This is a genomic window from Candidatus Reidiella endopervernicosa (assembly GCF_013343005.1).
Lineage (GTDB): Bacteria > Pseudomonadota > Gammaproteobacteria.
On the sequence record NZ_CP054491.1, the window covers coordinates 3,200,509 to 3,219,407 of the forward strand.

Genomic DNA, 18,899 nt, shown 5'->3' on the forward strand with positions numbered 1-18,899 from the left:
TTGATTATTCGATTAGGCATGTCCCCCTCCGCATCGCGGAGGGCATTACCTAAACCTTGTCGCCACCCTTGAGTCCGATATCGAACTTCTTCAGATAGTCATTTGGTTTTTTGCCATCGTAGGTAATTCCATCGATGAAGTGAGTCTGTGGTGCGCGGAAGCCATCTTCACTGGCGAAGTTCGGGAACTCACTGGCTGCGATCTTGCCCTCTGCAATTAGCTCCTTGGCCGCCTGCGCATAGATGTCGGGACGGTAGACCTTCTTGGCAATATCCATGAACCAGCTATCGGGTTTCTGCTCGCCGATCTGTCCCCAGCGACGCATTTGCGTCAGGTACCAGATCGCATCGGAGTAGTAGGGGTAGGTGACGTTGTAGCGGAAGAAGACGTTGAAGTCTGGCACATCGCGCTTGTCACCCTTCTCATACTCAAAGGTACCGGTCATTGAGTTGGCGATAACATCGTAGTCGGCACCGACGTAGTTAGACTGTGAGAGGATCTTCACCGCCTCGGGACGGTTGGCGTTGTTCTTCTCATCGAGCCACTTGGCGGCACGAATCATCGCCTTCACCACACGGATGTGGGTGTTAGGGTTCTTGTCGGCCCAGCTCTTCGACACACCAAAGACCTTCTCCGGGTTGTCTTTCCAGATCTCGTAGTCGGTTACCACAGGTACACCGATTCCCTTAAAGACGGCCTGCTGGTTCCACGGCTCACCGACGCAGTAGCCGTAGATGGTGCCCGCCTCCATGGTGGAGGGCATCTGTGGCGGCGGGGTTACCGAGAGCAGTGCATCGGCATCAACGTTACCGCTGGTATCACCCTTTTCAGGTGCGTAGTAACCAGGATGGATTCCGCCGGCCGCGAGCCAGTAACGCAGCTCGTAGTTATGGGTCGAGACGGGGAAGACCATACCCATCTTGAATGGCTTACCCTCATCCTTGTACTTCTCTACAACCGGTTTGAGTGCATCGGCCTTGATCGGGTGAACCGGCTTGCCATCCTTGTGTGGTACATGCGGCTTCATCTGCTTCCAGATATCGTTGGAGACGGTGATCGCATTACCGTTTAGATCCATCGAGAAGGCGGTAATGATATGAGCCTGGGTACCGAAACCGATAGTCGCGCCGAGTGGTTGACCCGCCAGCATATGTGCACCATCGAGCTCACCATCAATGACACGATCGAGCAGCACCTTCCAGTTGGCCTGAGCCTCAAGGGTGACGTAGAGCCCCTCATCCTCGAAGTACCCCTTCTCATAAGCGATGGCGAGTGGTGCCATATCGGTCAGCTTGATGAACCCGAATTTCAGATCCTCTTTCTCAGGCTCCCTCACCTCGGCATGTGCAGCGCCTGTCATCAATGCACCGCTAGTCATCATGCCGGCACTCAGCAGCGCCACACTCAGCTTCTTCATAAAGGTACGACGCGGTTTCACCGAAACCTCAGAGACTGCATTAACCACCTGATCACGCTTTTCCATTAATTACTCCCAACTTTTATTACCCAAAAAACAGAAAAGGCGCCCACCACTACAGGTTAAGTATCTAACCTGTTGCGATGGACGCCTTTGCCCAATTCAACTTTGTATTGTCTCTTCCGCCTGTGCGTACCCGTCGTTGGGTCGCTGCTGCGGAAGCTGTCTGGCCCTCTTGGCCAATCAGTTATTTCTGATATTGCAACGCCTGTGCCAATGCCGCCAGATTTTCACAACCAATTGTTTTCAATTAAATTTACGAAACATATGAAAATAGTTGCGACGCTTGGGTGTCGGTTGGGTGCACAGCCCGCGCCCTAGAATTGCACCAAGAGCCTGGCTTCGCACAAGATCAGTGCAGAGAGTCTCACATCACTATTATTGGACTGCTGTAGTGCAATTCACTCGGTCACAGAGTGTCGAAGTCGTTCCCAACTCATCCGCATGCGCTTTTGATAATTCGATTATTTAATTTGTTCATAATATTTCTGCACGCTCTGTTTGAGAGTGACAACACAAAAAGAGGTCGGAGTGGTAACAACTGCCGCCGCTAGTTTAATAATTCCATTACAGAGATGACGTTACGCGCTACCTCAGCCAGTTTTTTCCCTGATCCATCGCCAGCTTGCGCAGAGCCTGGTGGGCCTCGTTCTCGCCCATTCCCTTCTTCTCCATCAGTAGTCCCTTGGCACGCTCAATCACCTTGCGCTCCTGCAATGTGCTCCTGGTTTTGGCCAGCTCATCAAGCAGTGCCTGTGTCTCTCGAAAACGGGCGGTTGCAACATCCAGAATGGGGCGCAGGCGCCTGACATCAAAACCGTCGACCACATAGGCGTGCACACCTGCACTTACCGCCTCTCCAATCGTCTCGCTATCGCCCTTACCGGCAAACATCACCACTGGGCGCGGTACGCGGCTGTGCATACGCTTGATCTCTTCGAGCACCTTTCGGTCGGGAGAAACCATATCGACGAGAATCACATCGGGCATCAGACGCTCGACATGCTCAACCAGCTGCTCCGGCTTCGAGAGGGTCTCGGCTATCTCGTAGCCAGTCTCATGCAGCGCCTCAGCGAGCAGCTCGGTATGCTCCGCACTCTCATCAATCACCATTACGCGCTGCACCACCACGACTCCAAATCGTCTAACTCTTAACTCCCCTATGCAGCGCCTGTGCCAACCTGACATAGCTAATAAATCGCAACATTTGTTCGTTTTTCCAAATGAATACGACCAATCCCGCACCATATGCGCGCGCCACCCTCCACACACGCACCAGCGACAACCACGACACAATATGAATTTCTGCAATAAAACCGTCCATCTCTCCAGAATTATTTGCATTGGATATTTCGGACAAATAAACCTGTCGATTAAACGCCATCAATTGGTCCAATGATTACAGGGGGCAATCTGTGGTTTAATCGGGGATCTTCACTGGAAGATAGTCACCATTCATAAGGTAGATGAGTTCAATCCATGAAGGACCTCCATCCCAAAGCACACCAGGGCGACCTCTCTCTGTTCGACTACATCAGATCCGTGAGCGACGATCTGGTCTCATACGTTGCGGCTGACTACACCTACCAGGCGATCAATGCATCCTATCTGGAGTTTCACCAAATGGGACGCGACGAGGTCATAGACCACACGGTTGCAGAGATTCTTGGTGAAGAGATATTTAGTAGCACCATCAAGCGACAGATCGATCGCTGCCTCAACGGCGAACACGTCAGTTTCGAAAAATGGTTTGAGTTCAGCAGTGTTGGCAGACGCTACTTGTCGGTCACCTACAATCCATTCATTCCCTCCGGTAGTGATGACGCGATCGGCGTTGTTGTTACCGCACGAGACATCACTGAGTACCAACTGCAACAAGAGCATCTTGAGCGTATAGAAAACGAGTTACGTCTGAGTCAGAAGAGCCTAAAAAAAGCGCAAAGGATTGCCAGCATCGGTTCCTGGGAGTGGGATTTAACCACGGATATCACCACCTTCTCAGATGAGTATTTCCACCTGTTTGGTTTCGACGACAATGATCACGCCACTCGCGAGGATTGTCTGGGCCATATCCATCCCGACGATCTTGATGCCGTCAACAAGGCCGTGAGCGATGCCCTTGATAGCTCTGAAAAATACTCCATTGAGTATCGAATAAATCTACCCAACGGCGAACAAAAACATATTCATGGCATGGGCCAGACGGAACAAGATAACAGCGGTCAAACCGTTCGATTTTTCGGTACGGTTCACGACATCTCTGATCGTAAATGTGCCGAAATCTTGCTACAGAAGTCCCATAGTGAGCTTGAGAGACGCGTTAAGGAGCGCACCCGTGAACTCCAGCAGACAAACACACAACTGGTTGAGGCCAACCAGGCAAAATCACAATTTCTAACCCGCATGAGCCACGAGCTACGTACCCCACTCAATGCCATTCTCGGCTTTGCCCAGCTACTGCAATCCGATCACGAAGAGCCGTTAAGCGAACGCCAAACACAGGGTGTCGAACATATATTAAATGGTGGCTGGCACCTGCTTGAGGTGGTTAACGATCTGCTCGACCTGGCGGCCATTGAGGCCAACAAGATTGAACTACAACTTAAAACTATCCATCCCGCCGAGTGTATTGAGTCGTGCATCGAGCTGATGTTGCCCCTGGCAAAAGAGCGCGCCATCGTTCTAAACGCTTCGATTAGTGACTGTAACAACTATAATCTGCAGGCCGATCTGGTACGACTCAAGCAGATGTTACTGAACCTGTTATCCAACGCGATCAAATACAACCATGAGGGCGGCCGCGTCACACTGAACTGCGAGCTGACCGACACTGAGCAGCTGCGAATCTCAGTCACCGACACCGGGCCCGGCATCGCCGAGGGTGATCTACCGATCCTCTTTGAACCATTCAACCGGCTCTATCTGAACAATCACTCTGTTGAAGGAACTGGAATCGGACTCACCATTACCAAGCAACTCATCGAACGCATGGGCGGCAATATCGGCGTTAGCTCCGAGTTGGGTCAAGGCAGCACCTTCTGGCTTGAGTTTCCTGCCTATCGAACATCACTACCGCAGGGCGAACAGCAACGTTCCAGGTCGTCAGCCGCCGTCCCTCCAGATAGCAACACAACCATCCTCTACATCGAAGACAGCCCCAGCCATATTCACCTGATGGAGGGACTGATTCATAACATGCAGGGTGTACGCTTGCTGACCGCCTCCACACCGTCACTTGGCCTGGAGCTGGCACAGGCTCACCGGCCCGATATTATCCTGACCGATATCGGGCTACCCGACATGGACGGCTTCGAGGTGCTGGAACAGCTGCAAAAGAGTGAGGCGACGAGAGCGATTCCCGTGATTGCGGTCAGTGCCAACGCCTTCGACCGAGATATCCGCAAGGGGCTAGAGTCAGGCTTCCGCAACTATCTAACCAAGCCGCTCGATATCGGTGAATTCTACAAGGCGATCAACGAACTCCGCTGAACCTGCTCCACATGAGCACTGCCCGATTGAAGCGCACGTAGTTACCTGCTGCACCACTGCAAAGCACAGCTACGATAGTCGCCCCCCATATCTCACCACCTCCAGTCCCTCATCCCTGGAACGATGCTTGCGCTGATATTCGCCATATAGTGGCACGGATAATTTCAGCACCCACCTGAAGATTCAAAAGTGGGAGCAGCACTGATCTTTGATAGGACTATTTCGATCGTACAAGCCGTCGGAGATGAGGCAACGGTCGAGGCATCAATTCTGTTTCAGGGGTCAAGGTCCGGGAGTCGCTATTTTTGCGAAAGTTTGTTTTGGGCATCCAAGCCCAAGCAAACAGCAAAACTTCACGCGACCGTTTATGCCTGCGGCGCCCCGACCGTCCTGCGTTCGTTGCGTAATCACCTCTTCGCGGCTCTACACAACTCCCTCAGTGACTCTACGCCGACATAAAGCCGTCTGCTGCATCTTCTCCGTCGTTCGCTCGCGCTCTCAACTACGAATATACAGACGGCGTCGACTATCGGGGACTAACCGCCCTCACTTCGCTCTCCATGGCGGTCAGCGGGCGATGGCGTCCACCTCAACCGCTGCCTTAACGACAAGGGGTAGAGATCTCTGCCGGTAAGCAGATCGGATATGACAGCAAACGGAATCGCAAGCGCTTTACATTCTCCGATGAGGGCATCGTGGAGGTGCCCAAGGGTCATGTTTTTAGCTAAACCCGTATCGACCCAGCTGCGCCAACAATCGGAGTATTTGCGGATAGCTACCCCGCCACCACGACAATGGTCATATATATAGGACCATTCACTGATACTCATCTGGGCGGGCCAACCACACACGCCCGACCTTTCAAAACACGTTTTTCTTCATAAATTCAACAACTAAGCACAACCAATACACTCCGTAATTCACAATTCAAACAAGTGTTTTGATTTTGTTGAAAGAAATAATTTGTAAAGATTATTGGCCGTAGGACGATAACCTACACATATAGTAGGAATAGTCCTATATTAACTACTCACTAATAGGTAGTAAGCACGACGCACACGCTGTGCATAACATCTGTCTGGAGCGACGATAATGAAAAAGAATCTTCCCATCAGCAACGTTGAGCGCGAATACGCCGCTACAGCCAACATTCTTTCAACAACTGATCTGAAGGGTGCGATCAGCTATTTCAATGATGATTTTCTGGCGATCAGTGGCTTTGAGCCCGATGAGCTGACCGGCAAGAATCACAACGTCGTGCGCCACCCCGAGATGCCGTCCGCTGCCTTTGATGATCTCTGGAATACCGTCAAGGGTGGTAACTCATGGATGGGCATCGTCAAAAACCGCTGTAAGAACGGTGACCACTACTGGGTTGATGCCTACGTCACCCCGATCAGAAGTAACGGCAGCACCATCGAATACCAATCGGTGCGCCAGAAACCCGACCGCGAACACGTCGCGCGGGCCGAGAAGGTCTATGCGCAGCTGACGGCGGGCAAGGTACCCAGCTCCATCAAGCCTTCAAAACTTAATACCGGCACCGTGGTGGTGGCGTCTGTCACAGCCTCGCTGCTGGCCAGTATCCTGCTGGTCTCTATCCTTCTCGATGTAGAGCTGATAACAACAGCCGCCATGTTCGTCACTACGACTATCTTCTCCTCGGTCGCCACCCTGATCGCTCTCAATCCCATCAAGACGGCTGTTGCCAAGGCACGCCCGTCACCGACAACCCGATTGCCCGTCACATCTACACCGGACGCAATGACGATGCCGGTGCTCTGCTATTGGCAATGAAAGCACTCGGTTCCGAGACGGGTGGAATCGTCGGGCGTATCTCAGACGATTCGAAGAAACTCTCAACGGGTGCCGAGAGTCTCGCCGCCACGGTAGAGATCACCACCCAGGGCATCCAGCAGCAGTACTCGGAGACCGATCAGGTCGCCACCGCCATCAACGAGATGACCGCCAGTATCCACGAGGTCTCAAGCAACGCACAGCTCACCGCTGATGCCGCCAGAGAGGCGATGTCTGAGTCAAATAACGGTCGTAGTGTCGTGCAGTCGGCATCCAGTTCAATCGGTAATCTGGCACAGGAGATCGAACGTGCCTCCAGCGTCATCGCCAATGTAGAGACCAACAGCAATGAGATCAGCTCCATCGTCGATGTCATTCAGGGCGTCGCTGAACAGACCAACCTACTGGCACTCAACGCCGCAATTGAGGCGGCCCGCGCCGGTGAGCAGGGCCGTGGTTTTGCAGTGGTTGCCGATGAGGTTCGTACTCTCGCCAGCCGTACCAACGGTGCCACCGAAGAGATTCAGTCGATGATTGAGAAGCTGCAGGCAGGCACGAGTGAAGCGGTCAGCGTGATGTCGAAGAGTCGCGAACAGGCGGTACACAGCGTTGAACAGGCCACCACTGCGGCACAGTCACTTGAGACCATCGCGGGCTCTGTCGACAAGATCAACGACATGAGCATGACCATCGCCTCAGCCGTTGAAGAGCAGAGCGCCGTTGCCGAGGAGATCAACCGCAGCATCACCACCATCCGCGATACCGCTGAGAACAACATGCAGGGTTCACGCGATGCCGAAGAGGCAAGCATGACCATGGCGGGGCTTGCCAATGGGCTGCGCGAACTGGCTGACGAATTCTGGACCAAATAGTCCTCACCGCTCTCTGTGCAGAGCACTTCGTCCGTAACACAAAATAAGCCGGGGCCAGCTGCTAGCCGCCCCGGCCTATTAATGAGAGAGTTAGATCGATATTTTAAACATCACATCGATAGATGCGCACGTTGTCATGAGTCCGGTCGAGACCTGTTTATACCCCTTCACTGCCAATCTCCATAACCTCAACCACACTGCACGATATGGTGTAATTCAAAACACCCACCACTTGGTTTACAACCAGCATCTCCTATACCTTCTGTAATACAACAGCCAACAGCAGCCGAAGAGCCATTGCGCCCCGAAGGCACCACCACCTGATGCAGCAGATTTAGATTCAATTGGGTCTACCTCACTGACTCCGAACCCGAACCCGACTCTGGTTCTGGTTCTGGTTCTGGTTCTGGTTCTGGTTCTGGTTCTGGTTCTGGTTCTGGTTCTGGTTCTGGTTCTGGTTCTGGCTCTGGCTCTGGCTCTGGCTCTGGTTCTGGCTCTGGCTCTGGCTCTGGCTCTGGCTCTGGCTCTGGCTCTGGCTCTGGCTCTGGCTCTGGCTCTGGCTCTGGCTCTGGTTCTGGCTCTGGCTCTGGCTCTGGCTCTGCGCTGGAACAACAACGGGCATGGGCTCGACATCAACCGAAACTGCTCCCATGTTATTCGCTGGATCAGTATCAACAAGAGCAGCAGACCACTCGGCGTTAATTCGATAGCTCCCCTCAACAGGAGTGAAGTAGAGTACTAAATCAATACCACTTTGCCCTACAAATGGTCCGTGGCAAACAATTGAGCCAGACGTCTTATCGTGAACGCCTATCTCACACGAGGTATCCCATGAATTAATATCCTCCAGTTCAGCTTCCTGAGAAAGCGTGTACTTGAGAGCGATCGTCTCTGGCGAACCATCACCGTAATATCTCAATGACGGGTAAAATGACAAACTTCTGTAGCGCCCAGCATAGTGATCAGTTGAGTTCAATCGAAATCTACACATAAAGAGGTCTATTGCTAGCGGTGAAAATGCTCTATTTAGCGGATCCGAATAGTGCAAGTACTCATCAAGATTAGAGATCAGATCAGAATCGGCATCCAGCTCTGCATCATTCTGATCATAGGGATTGAACTGGTGCGCGATCTCCCACCCATCGGACATGCCATCACCATCTGAGTCTGATATCTCAATGCTATCCAGCTGACCATTTCCATTACTGTCACTCCAACCATCGACAAGCAGCGGAAAATCATCAAGCAGATCCTCGACTCCATCACCATCACTATCGAGCGGTTGAGTAACCACTCTCAGCGAGCTCTCACAGTAAAATTGGCGACAGGCTGAAAATCGACACCAGCCGACAGGAACCGTACATCGGTGAAACGGCAGTTCATTGCATCAAAGTTGTTCAGTCTGACATCCGCTTTGCTCTGCTTGATCAGAAGATCTAGCTGGCTACCGAAATCAATCTGTGCAGCGGCAAGATCCATCTCTGCTTGCATCTCGCCATACAATGAACCGACACATGCAAAACGTCTTACACGTCCGGCATACTCCTCGCCGCAACTCGCATCCGAGACCACACCGACATCATTCAAGACACTCTCTATTTCGAGTGGATCATCTGATGTGAGCGCATAGCTTCTACGTAGGTGGTCACGAGTGGGGTGAGAAACTGTAGATCAGTTATCTGCCAATCCAGATAGGATTGATAACCGTTTTCCAGCACAAGATCACCATCGATACTCGCGATCAGTGCATCGTAACCAGGTGCATCCGAAGTTTTCAGGATCTCTACAACCTGATTGATCAGTTCTGGACGAGACTCTCTAAGATACGAAAACCGAGACCAGCATAACGACAAAGGAAAAACCACTGTTATAAGAGGCACTCAGCGCTTCATATAGACTCAGTCGCTCACCACCATCACTCTCCACGCGCTCAACCAGAATCTGGCGTACCGCTACGCCATCATCCTGAGTACTACCTGCAAGGTACTCCGCAAGTCCCTCGTTGAATCAGTCATCCGGTCGCCTTCGTACATCGGCAACGAACCAAAATCACCCTCGATCAGATAGCGCGCCGCCAGATAGTGTACATACTCGTGCCTAAACAGCTCCTCAAGTGAGTAGATACTGTCGTTAACTGTGCGGTCGTAGGTATAGAAGGTAGCATCTTGCTCGATATAGATACCGCCATTATTGGTATAGAGACCATAGAGGTAGCACTGGTACTGCTCGTACTTCGCAGGGACGGGTAGAGCTTGATCGTCAATACTTCATTTGTGTCCCCGCTATCGGTGTTGTATCACCCACCATGCGGAAAAACTGTGCTTCAACCTGTTTCGCTGCATGATAGAGAAGCTCAACGACACCGCCATGCAAAGCGGTATGCACTACAAAACGACCATCATCAAAACTATAAGTGTCGGGAAATACCTCGGCCTCGATTTCACTCACAAGCGACACTCTGCAAATCGTTTCATCGACTGCTGCACAATCCCCATACCGCTCGATGCCTTTAGCCACCTCAAGAAAGGCTGAACTCAAACGCGGGTAAAGACTCAACAGCCCTTCCAGCCGTGCAAGTGCAACTGCATTTAATGAAGCAATAGATGCAATAGATGCAATCTGGGAGATATCGTAGATTGCACGTTCTACCAGATAACTATAATCAGCAAGAATATAGTCGAGACGTGCGATACGTTCTGCTGCATCCAGAACACCACTACTCAACTCAATTGCAGATATAAAATCTGTATCGTTGTTGCTGACTCCACGAGATCACGTAGAGCACACTACTCAACAGATAGCGCTGCTCGTAACTCGCCGCTCGAAGCTCTTCGAAGCCATTAAGGAAAGATAACAACGTATCAAGATAGTGGTGCCTTACCTGTTTCTGGTCGACCACCACAACCCACTCAGTTGTAATATCTGCTGCCTCATCGTTTAAATCGTGCAGATGAGGATTGACTGAGAACTTATCGGAGAAGGAGAGATTGGCATCAAGCACTGCCTGACCAAATGTTGGTACGGCCGACTCAAACCATGCGTGATAGAAAGCAGCATGGAGAAAGAAGAGCAGCTGATGGAGTCCATTATTTGTTCCGTCATACGCCGCTTCCAGCCCTTCCGCTTTATCGAACACAGCAATCAAATGGGCATCCGTCAGTACCGCTCCGATATTCGTATCAAAGCTGAACAGATAGTTCCTCAAACACCCGGACACCTCCACTTGCAACAGATAACCCGAGAGTTCTGAGGCAGAGAGCCCAACAAGGTCGGTGGAGTCACAAGAGGCCGGGGCTGCAAAGGCGAGATTCGCTGTCGCCCCTCATCCTCAACTGTCGACGGATCTTCGTATTGATCGACAACTGGCGGGACAAGCACAGGTTCTGCGATAGAGCGAAGATGGTCAAAGTGGTCACGTTGATGCTTTGATCTGATTTGATCGGGCGCGGCCGCATAGAGAGGCGAGATAAGTAGAAACAAAAACACCACAACAACTATAGTGACCAAAGAGTATGAAGCTCCCCTTGGTGACAAGCGTCAATCCCTGACAATAAACATTCGGCCTCCATGCCCTTAGCCATGTACCCGCTTGTACACAACAACAATCCTAGTTGCTGTAGAGATATCACAGACAGTCATTTGGAAACGTGCGCTTTCACACTACGCACACAAACATGTGTGCCTTCAGTGATTCAGATCATAAATTCGGCACTAGAGCGTGTGTACATCAACAGATTCAGACGCTGCGACGCGCCTCAAGCACATTGGGTAGCTGACTGAGTCGTCCGACTACACGACTGAGCTGATCGGTATCGGCAATCTCGATGGTCAGCTTCATCAGTGCGCTGTTCTTTTTGGTGTCGGTAAGGGTATTCATCGCCAGAACGTTGGCATGCTCATTGGCGAGAACGGTAGTGATATCTTTGAGCAGTGCGGGCCGGTCGATCGCCTCGATCTGGATGTCGACCGGATAGGTGTTGCGTTCCCATCCAGCCCAGGCGACCTCGATAACTCGCCCCTGATCTTCATCCTTCAGATTGAGCATATTGGTGCAGTCGGTACGATGGATGGTGACGCCGCGCCCGCGAGTGATATATCCGACAATGTCATCGCCCGGCGCCGGTTTACAGCAGCGCGCCATGCTGGTCATTAGATTGCCAACACCACTGATACTAATATCACCCCCCTTATCACCCTCACGACGATGCTTGGTGAGCAACGCCTCCTGCGCCTCCTCATCATTGGGCTCGGGTTCGGTGAGGTGATGGATGGCACTCGATATCTGCGCGGTACTAATAGTGCTGCGACCGATATCGATCAACAGTTCGTCGATACCATTTTTATGAAAGTGTTCTACGAACCGCTCCAGCGGTAGGTCACTGCAACCGAGTCGACGCAGTTCTCGTTCCAGCAACGTACGACCATCATCGAGATTCTGTTGCTGATCCTGCTCGTTAAACCAGTGGCGCACCTTGGCACGGGCACGGGATGATTTCAGATAACCCAGATGTGGACTGAGCCAGTCACGACTCGGTGCGGGATGCTTGCCGGTGAGTATTTCGACCCCCTCACCGCTCTGCAGATTGTAGGTGATCGGTACGATGCGGCCATCGACCTTGGCTCCTCTGCAGCGATGACCAACCATGGTGTGGATGTGATAGGCGAAATCGAGCGGTGTCGCCCCGTGAGGCAGATCGACAATCATGCCATCGGGACTGAGCACATAGATTCGATCCTGAAACGCCTCCGACTTGAAACGGTCGATAAAGTCACCCGCATCAGACTCCTCATCCTTCCACTCCAGCAGCTGGCGCAGCCACGCTACTTTCTGCTCAAAGCTGCGATCGTGTGCGCCGCCCTCCTTGTAACGCCAGTGGGCCGCCACACCCAGCTCGGCATGTTTCTCCATATCGTGGGTTCGGATCTGTACCTCGAGCGTCTTACCCATCGGGCCGACGACTGCGGTATGGATCGACTGGTACTGGTTCTCCTTCGGCGTGGCGATGTAGTCATCGAACTCCTTGGGAATGTGGGACCAGAGGGTATGGACGATACCCAGCACGTGATAACAGTCGGTAACACTCTCAACCAGGATACGTACCGCACGTACATCATAGAGTTCGTGAAAACCGAGCCCCTTGCGACGCATCTTTTTCCAGATACTGAAGATATGTTTGGGGCGCCCCTTTACATCACCCTTGATATCCGCTGTTTGCAACTCACTACGCAGCCGCTCGACCACATCATCGATAAAGCGCTCGCGATCAACGCGCCGTTCATCAAGCGATTGGGCGATCTCTTTATAGGTCTCCGGTTTGAGGTAGCGCAGCGAGAGATCTTCCAGCTCCCACTTCACCTGCCAGATGCCGAGGCGGTTGGCGAGCGGTGCATAGATATCCATCGTCTCGCTGGCAATGCGGCGCTGCTTATCGGCACGCAGATGTTTCAGGGTACGCATGTTATAGAGGCGATCGGCGAGTTTGATCAGCACCACCCGTACATCCTCGGCCATCGCCAGCAGCATCTTGCGCTGACTCTCGGCATGAATGCTCTCGCGGCGTTTGCGCCCCTCTTCTTCCTGCAGTTCCTTATAGGCGCTCATCACCTTCATCTTGGTCACGCCATCGACCAGATGCGCGACACTCGAACCGCACGCCTCTTCAATCTCCTCCAGCGTCAGCTCGGTATCTTCAACGGTATCGTGCAGCAGCGCGACGGCGATCGACTCGTGATCCATCTTCAGCCCGACCAGAATGTCGGCCACACCAATCACGTGGGTCAGATAGGGCTCACCTGAGATACGGGTCTGCCCCGCGTGCGCCTTCTCGGCCATATCGAAGGCAAGTGCGATGAGCGCAGACTCCTCGTCACTGCGCCCCGCTGTCAGACGCTCCAGACAGCGCTCTCGATCTGAGAGCGTTGTACTGCATGTATCGGGGAGTTTCCCTTCGATGTATACCATTGACCCTTTCACCACCTGCACCCAATTAAGCACCGAGCCTAACGCGCCTGCCGCAGCCCTTCAATCAGAAGATAGCACCGATAGCACAATGGGAATGGAGCAATGAAAAACAGGCTGTGGAGAGTGGGATTATTTAGCGACTACGTCGACGCCGTGCCGGCTGGCGAGAGGTCTTCTTCGAGCGACCCGGCTTCGCCTCACGCTTCTGTCCCAGCGCCTTCGATTCGCCCTGTTTCTGCTTCGGCTTCGACTTACGTGCCCCACCCTGCTTGAGCGGTCGACCATCGATATCGAGCCCCGTCTCCTCCGGCTGCCAGGCGGGTACCAGATGACGTTTACCGTTACCGATCAGATCGCCACGACCCATCTGTTTGAGCGCATGTCGCAGCTGCGGCCAGTTGTGTGCATCGTGATAACGCAGAAACGCTTTGTGCAGACGCCTCTGTTTCAATCCGGTTGCGACCGAAACGACGCCACCCTTGCGGTGGACACGCTTGAGCGGGTTTTTTCCTGAGTGGTACATCGCCGAGGCGATCGCCAGCGGCGTCGGCAGGAAATTCTGCACCTGATCGAGGCGGAAACCGTTCTGTTTCAACCACAGTGCCAGCTGCAACATATCCTCATCAGTCGTGCCAGGGTGGGCGGAGATGAAGTAGGGAATTAGATACTGCTCCTTACCCGCCTCCTGAGAGAACTTTTCGAACATCGCCTTGAAGCGCTCGTAGCTGCCGATACCCGGCTTCATCATGTGGCTCAGCGGCCCCTGCTCGGTATGTTCGGGCGCGATCTTCAGATAGCCGCCAACGTGGTGCTGCACCAGCTCGCGCACATACTCCGGGGTCTGCACCGCCAGGTCGTAACGCAGTCCCGAGGCGACGAAGACCTTTTTGATCCCGGGCAGTTTGCGCGCCTTGCGATAGAGCTGAATCAGTGGGCGTTGATCGGTGCCCATGTTTTTGCAGATATCGGGATAGACACAGGAGAGGCGACGGCAGGCAGCCTCAATCTTCTCGTCCTTACAGTGCAGACGCCACATATTGGCGGTCGGTCCACCCAGGTCGGAGATGTGACCTGAAAAGCCGGGCACGGTGTCGCGAATCGTTTCAATCTCGTTGAGGATCGACTGCTCGGAGCGATCCTGAATAATGCGCCCCTCATGCTCGGTGATGGAGCAGAAGGTACAGCCGCCAAAACAGCCACGCATGATATTGATCGAGAAACGGATCATCTCGTAGGCGGGCAGCTTCGCCTTGCCGTAGCGGGTGTGCGGTTTGCGTGTGTAGGGAAGCTCATAGATCTGGTCGAGCTCTTTTGTCGCCAATGGAACCGGCGGCGGATTAAGCCACACCTCACGTTCGCCGTGGCGCTGCACCAACGGTCGCGCATTACCGGGATTGGTCTCGAGATGGAAGACACGTGAGGCGTGGGCGTAGAGCACCGGATCGGCCTTCACCTGCTCAAATGAGGGCATTCGCACCACCACCTGTTCACGCTGCTCGCGACTCAATTCACGTAGCGAGTGGACCACCGGATTACTCTGCTGCTCGCAGGCTGGCTGCGACCGATAGGGACTGGGGTGCGGCGTTACTGCACCCGGCTCATCAACCTCAGAGGAGTCGAGCTCGGCCCAGCCATCGGGCACCCGTTTGCGCACAAAGGCCGAGCCGCGCAGATCACGAATCTCATGGATCGGCTCACCTGCGGCGAGACGGTGGGTCAGCTCAACAATCGCCCGCTCGGCATTACCGTAGAGCAGTAGGTCGGCCTTGGTATCGAGCAGCACCGAGCGACGTACCGTATCGGACCAGTAGTCGTAGTGGGCGATGCGGCGCAGGCTCGCCTCGATCCCGCCAATCACCACCGGCACCCCCTTGAAGGCCTCACGACAGCGTTGTGCATAGGCGAGCACCGAGCGGTCGGGACGCTTGCCACCCTCGCCACCCGGTGAGTAGGCATCATCGGAGCGAATTTTACGATCGGAGGTGTAGCGGTTGACCATCGAATCCATATTGCCGGCGGTCACACCAAAGTAGAGATTGGGCCTGCCCAGCGCTGTGAACGCCTCTGCCGAAGTCCAGTCGGGCTGGGCAATGATTCCGACTCGGAAACCCTGCGCCTCGAGCAGTCGCCCAATCAGCGCCATGCCGAAGCTGGGATGATCGACATAGGCATCACCGGTGACCAGAATCACATCACAGCTATCCCAACCGAGATCGTCCATCTCGGCGCGCGACATCGGCAACTGCGGCGCCACACCAAAGCGGTGCGCCCAGAATTTACGGTAGGAGAAGAGCTCGCGTGGAGCGTTCATAACGACAATCGTCCGGTGTTACATCATCTGATAGGGCTGTTCATCCATTAGCCCCATTGCCTTGCGAGTCACCAGCATCGCTTCGGTGGTGAACCCGTCGAGATCGCCCCACAGGTCAGAGACACTGATCGATTCATCGAGATTTTCCGAAACGATGCGCAGCTGATGAGAGCCGCTGGCCGCATCGGCTCGTCGCGCCTTCTGCGAAATGACGTAGAGCACCGGTTTCTTCGCACCCTCTGGCACCAGCGCCAGAATGAAACGATAGGGCATCGGGTCGTTACTCTCGATATTGCCCAACACCACAGCACTATAGTCGCCGAGCTGAAAACGACGCTGGGGAATGGCGGTGGAGATATTGGGTGCCTGCATGGGATAGGATCCGTAAAACCTTTAGAAATAGCGGTTTTCTCAACCGCAACAGCGTGTTAACTATAGCAAATTCCACCCCCCAACCGACACGACACGACCCGACTGTGACTACACACCACCCCCTTGATAGTGACTACACCCTGCTCGAGCAACCGGGTGGTACCACTCTGCGTTGCCGTTTCAGCGGTCGGTTCGATGGTGAGGATGTGGTGTGGGACGCCACCTTGATGACCCTGGGCCAGGCGGGCGCAGCGCGTAACTTTATCGAGATTGGCGAGCTGAGCGGCCAAGGCAGATCGATCACCATCGCCCTCCACGTTCATTGCATCGATATTCCAACCCTTCGCAAGGCGATCATCATGGTTCGCAACTATAAACGGCTACGCCTCGGCCGCCACGAATATGGTCCAGCCAACAGTGAAAACAAGAGTTAAATCTCACCACTCCAGAGTAGCCATTGAGAACGTGCTATAGCAGAATGGGCGGATAAGAACGCCACATGCACTGAAATAACAACAGCAAGGGACTCATCACGAAAAAAATTCTCATCTCACTACTCGCCATCATTGTGCTCGCCATCATCGCCTTCGTTGTATTGGTCGGCTCACTCGACAAGCTGGTCGAAGAAGCAGTTGAACAGGTCGGTACTGAAACCACCAAGAGCGAGGTTGCACTCGACTCCGCGGCAATCAGCCTCTCCGATGCACAGGGCGCACTGAACGGTCTCTCCATTGCCAACCCAGCCGGCTTCTCCGACAAAAAAGCGATCTCAATCGGTAAGATCTCACTCAAGCTCGATCCCAACTCGCTCACCACCGACACCATCGTGATCAAGGAGATTGCCATCAACAGTCCGGCGATCAACTACGAACTCGGCGACAAGGGCAATAACTTCGACGCGATCAAAAAGAATGTACAGGGATCGGGGAGCGCATCTTCCGAAAGCAGCGGTGATGAGAGCGCAGTTAAACTGATTATCGAGAACCTCTACATCCGTGACGGCAGTGTTGCCGTCTCCTCCTCGGCGCTCGGCGGCAAGGAGATCTCGACCAAACTCCCCACCATCCACCTCAAGGATATCGGTAAGGAGAGTGGCGGCGCCTCACCAGCCGAGGTGGCCGAGAAGATTCTCACCAGCCTGACCAACGGCGTCGGCTCCACCGTCGGCAAACTCGACCTGAGCCAGCTCAAGGGTGTCGGCAGCGCGATTCAGGAGCAGGCCGGTGGTGCCACCGACAAGCTCAAAGAGGGACTGGGCGATACCGGCGACAAACTGAAGGGTCTCTTCAAGTAATCGGCTATATAAACAATAACCAAACAAGGAGCCAACAATGGACAATAAACTACTGAACATCATTCTGGCGGTTTTTCTGCCTCCCGTTGCCGTATTCCTAAACAAGGGTGTTGGAAAAGATCTGCTGATCAATATCGTGCTCTGCCTACTGTTTGTCATACCGGGCATGATCCACGCACTCTGGGTTGTTACCCGCTAGCGTTGCTTATGGGTGCGGGTCTGACGACCCGCACCATTCTGGCAGCACCGAGTTACAGCAACCCAACATGTTCAACGCCCATCCCCTACTCCATCTTCTTCTCTATTTAGTCATCTTTTCAGCGCCCGCCGCTGCAGAGCAGCGCTCACTACTGATCGACACCGAGCAGCTGACCTTACAGGTCATCGAAGGAACAAAAACACCACTCACACTCGAGCAGATCTCGATCGGACGCAATGGCACCACACAGGAAAAGGTACGGTTTGATAAACGTACCCCACTCGGCCATTTCAAGATTGCCTGGATAACACGCGACACCCCCTTCCAGCTCTTTATCGGCTTTGACTACCCCAACCGCGCAGTGGTCGATCAGGCCCTGGCCGATAAACGTATCGACCGACACACCTATCAACGCATACGCAAATATCTCGATGCCGGACAGACCCCACCGCAACGCACCCGCCTCGGCGGTTACCTCGGTATCCACGGCATCGGCAAGGGCGATCCCGACATCCATGCCACCTACAACTGGACCAACGGCTGTATCGCACTCACCAATGAGCAGGTGGAACAGCTAGCCGAGTGGATCGAGGTCGGAACACCGATAGAGATCCGCTAATGGCGCCCAGTGTGGAGTCATACAACAAAGGGACGCTATACTTGCCTCAGCAGTGACGCAGAGATCACTACATCACAATGCAATAAATGGGGAAAAGAGCATGAACCTGAATACCAAGCGAGTCCTCGGCCTGCTGGCGCTAAGCACCACCATCGGCCTGACAGGCTGTGCAAACACCGCCACTATGGAAGCACTACAGGCCGACATGCAGAAGGCGACTGCCGCTGCCGAGAGTGCCGCCGTTAACGCCTCCGCTGCCAAACATGAGGCTGAGATGGCCAACAAGGCCGCCCAGGAGGCGAAGATGGCTGCTGACGAGGCCAAGTCGATGGCCGCTGAGGCGAACAAGCGCTCGATGGATACCGATGCCAAAATCGATCGTATGTTCAAAAAGTCGATGTACAAATAACGCATCGGCAGAAACCCTATAAAACCCGTTGGTCTTGCAGCCAACGGGGTTTTTTATTGGGCGTTATCCCTTTTCAAAAGCAGGGTATGTCTTCCATA

The 18,899-nt window shown here is 53.6% G+C and carries 17 protein-coding genes and 2 pseudogenes; 9 read left to right on the forward strand and 10 right to left on the reverse strand.

The features are described 5' to 3' along the window. Window positions 1-49: 49 nt before the first annotated feature. Window positions 50-1,381, reverse strand: a complete 1,332-nt coding sequence (locus HUE57_RS17365) for a CmpA/NrtA family ABC transporter substrate-binding protein (RefSeq protein WP_236725800.1) — start codon at window positions 1,379-1,381, stop codon at window positions 50-52. Window positions 1,382-2,065: 684 nt separating this feature from the next. Further along, a complete protein-coding gene (locus tag HUE57_RS17370; protein ID WP_174673614.1) occupies window positions 2,066-2,602 on the reverse strand; it encodes an ANTAR domain-containing response regulator in 537 nt (178 codons plus the stop codon). Between the two features lie 354 nt (window positions 2,603-2,956). On the opposite strand from HUE57_RS17370, the gene HUE57_RS17375 reads away from it, so the two are divergent. The 4 genes and pseudogenes from HUE57_RS17375 (at window position 2,957) to HUE57_RS17385 (ending at window position 7,635) form a co-directional block, all read left to right on the forward strand. Then, window positions 2,957-4,966, forward strand: coding sequence for an ATP-binding protein (locus HUE57_RS17375; protein ID WP_078485182.1), 2,010 nt, complete (start codon window positions 2,957-2,959; stop codon window positions 4,964-4,966). A 244-nt stretch (window positions 4,967-5,210) separates the two neighbouring features. Beyond that, a complete protein-coding gene (locus HUE57_RS17380) occupies window positions 5,211-5,600 on the forward strand; it encodes a hypothetical protein (RefSeq protein WP_174673615.1) in 390 nt (129 codons plus the stop codon). 4 nt (window positions 5,601-5,604) lie between these two features. Further along, the gene (locus HUE57_RS20615; RefSeq protein WP_478210009.1) at window positions 5,605-5,694 is read left to right on the forward strand and encodes a hypothetical protein; all 90 of its coding nucleotides are present in this window, start codon (window positions 5,605-5,607) and stop codon (window positions 5,692-5,694) included. A gap of 364 nt (window positions 5,695-6,058) precedes the next feature. Further along, window positions 6,059-7,635 (forward strand): annotated as a pseudogene (locus HUE57_RS17385) (methyl-accepting chemotaxis protein). A gap of 355 nt (window positions 7,636-7,990) precedes the next feature. Here the strand turns inward: HUE57_RS17385 and HUE57_RS17390 are convergent. The 8 genes and pseudogenes from HUE57_RS17390 to HUE57_RS17425 all read right to left on the reverse strand — a co-directional run bounded on the left by HUE57_RS17390 (window position 7,991) and on the right by HUE57_RS17425 (window position 16,280). Next, complete coding sequence (locus HUE57_RS17390) at window positions 7,991-8,929, reverse strand: thrombospondin type 3 repeat-containing protein (protein ID WP_174673616.1); 939 nt, start codon at window positions 8,927-8,929, stop codon at window positions 7,991-7,993. A 2-nt stretch (window positions 8,930-8,931) separates the two neighbouring features. Further along, window positions 8,932-9,222, reverse strand: coding sequence for a hypothetical protein (locus HUE57_RS17395; protein WP_174673617.1), 291 nt, complete (start codon window positions 9,220-9,222; stop codon window positions 8,932-8,934). A 365-nt stretch (window positions 9,223-9,587) separates the two neighbouring features. Next, the gene (locus tag HUE57_RS20515) at window positions 9,588-9,899 is read right to left on the reverse strand and encodes a collagenase (RefSeq protein WP_174673783.1); all 312 of its coding nucleotides are present in this window, start codon (window positions 9,897-9,899) and stop codon (window positions 9,588-9,590) included. After that, the gene (locus HUE57_RS17405; protein WP_174673618.1) at window positions 9,895-10,359 is read right to left on the reverse strand and encodes a hypothetical protein; all 465 of its coding nucleotides are present in this window, start codon (window positions 10,357-10,359) and stop codon (window positions 9,895-9,897) included. The genes HUE57_RS20515 and HUE57_RS17405 overlap by 5 nt, the downstream gene beginning before the upstream one ends. 1 nt (window position 10,360) lies before the next feature. After that, a pseudogene (locus HUE57_RS17410) lies at window positions 10,361-10,906 on the reverse strand (M9 family metallopeptidase N-terminal domain-containing protein); the annotation flags it as partial. 465 nt (window positions 10,907-11,371) lie between these two features. Further along, complete coding sequence (relA, locus tag HUE57_RS17415; protein WP_078485006.1) at window positions 11,372-13,597, reverse strand: GTP diphosphokinase; 2,226 nt, start codon at window positions 13,595-13,597, stop codon at window positions 11,372-11,374. A 133-nt stretch (window positions 13,598-13,730) separates the two neighbouring features. Further along, the gene (locus HUE57_RS17420; RefSeq protein ID WP_078485007.1) at window positions 13,731-15,908 is read right to left on the reverse strand and encodes a YgiQ family radical SAM protein; all 2,178 of its coding nucleotides are present in this window, start codon (window positions 15,906-15,908) and stop codon (window positions 13,731-13,733) included. 18 nt (window positions 15,909-15,926) lie between these two features. After that, window positions 15,927-16,280: a hypothetical protein gene (locus HUE57_RS17425; RefSeq protein WP_078485008.1), complete on the reverse strand. Its 354-nt coding sequence runs from the start codon at window positions 16,278-16,280 to the stop codon at window positions 15,927-15,929. Between the two features lie 104 nt (window positions 16,281-16,384). Between HUE57_RS17425 and HUE57_RS17430 the strand changes: the two genes are divergently transcribed. The 5 genes from HUE57_RS17430 (at window position 16,385) to HUE57_RS17450 (ending at window position 18,801) form a co-directional block, all read left to right on the forward strand. After that, window positions 16,385-16,714 (forward strand): hypothetical protein, encoded by a 330-nt coding sequence (locus HUE57_RS17430; protein WP_078485009.1) that lies wholly within the window; start codon window positions 16,385-16,387, stop codon window positions 16,712-16,714. A gap of 113 nt (window positions 16,715-16,827) precedes the next feature. Next, window positions 16,828-17,574, forward strand: a complete 747-nt coding sequence (locus HUE57_RS17435; RefSeq protein WP_269087672.1) for a DUF748 domain-containing protein — start codon at window positions 16,828-16,830, stop codon at window positions 17,572-17,574. Window positions 17,575-17,611: 37 nt separating this feature from the next. Continuing rightward, on the forward strand, window positions 17,612-17,773 hold the full coding sequence (locus tag HUE57_RS17440; RefSeq protein ID WP_078485011.1) for a YqaE/Pmp3 family membrane protein: 162 nt from the start codon (window positions 17,612-17,614) through the stop codon (window positions 17,771-17,773). Window positions 17,774-17,840: 67 nt separating this feature from the next. Beyond that, on the forward strand, window positions 17,841-18,392 hold the full coding sequence (locus tag HUE57_RS17445) for a L,D-transpeptidase family protein (protein ID WP_078485012.1): 552 nt from the start codon (window positions 17,841-17,843) through the stop codon (window positions 18,390-18,392). 100 nt (window positions 18,393-18,492) lie between these two features. Continuing rightward, window positions 18,493-18,801: an Lpp/OprI family alanine-zipper lipoprotein gene (locus HUE57_RS17450; protein ID WP_078485013.1), complete on the forward strand. Its 309-nt coding sequence runs from the start codon at window positions 18,493-18,495 to the stop codon at window positions 18,799-18,801. Window positions 18,802-18,899: the final 98 nt, after the last annotated feature.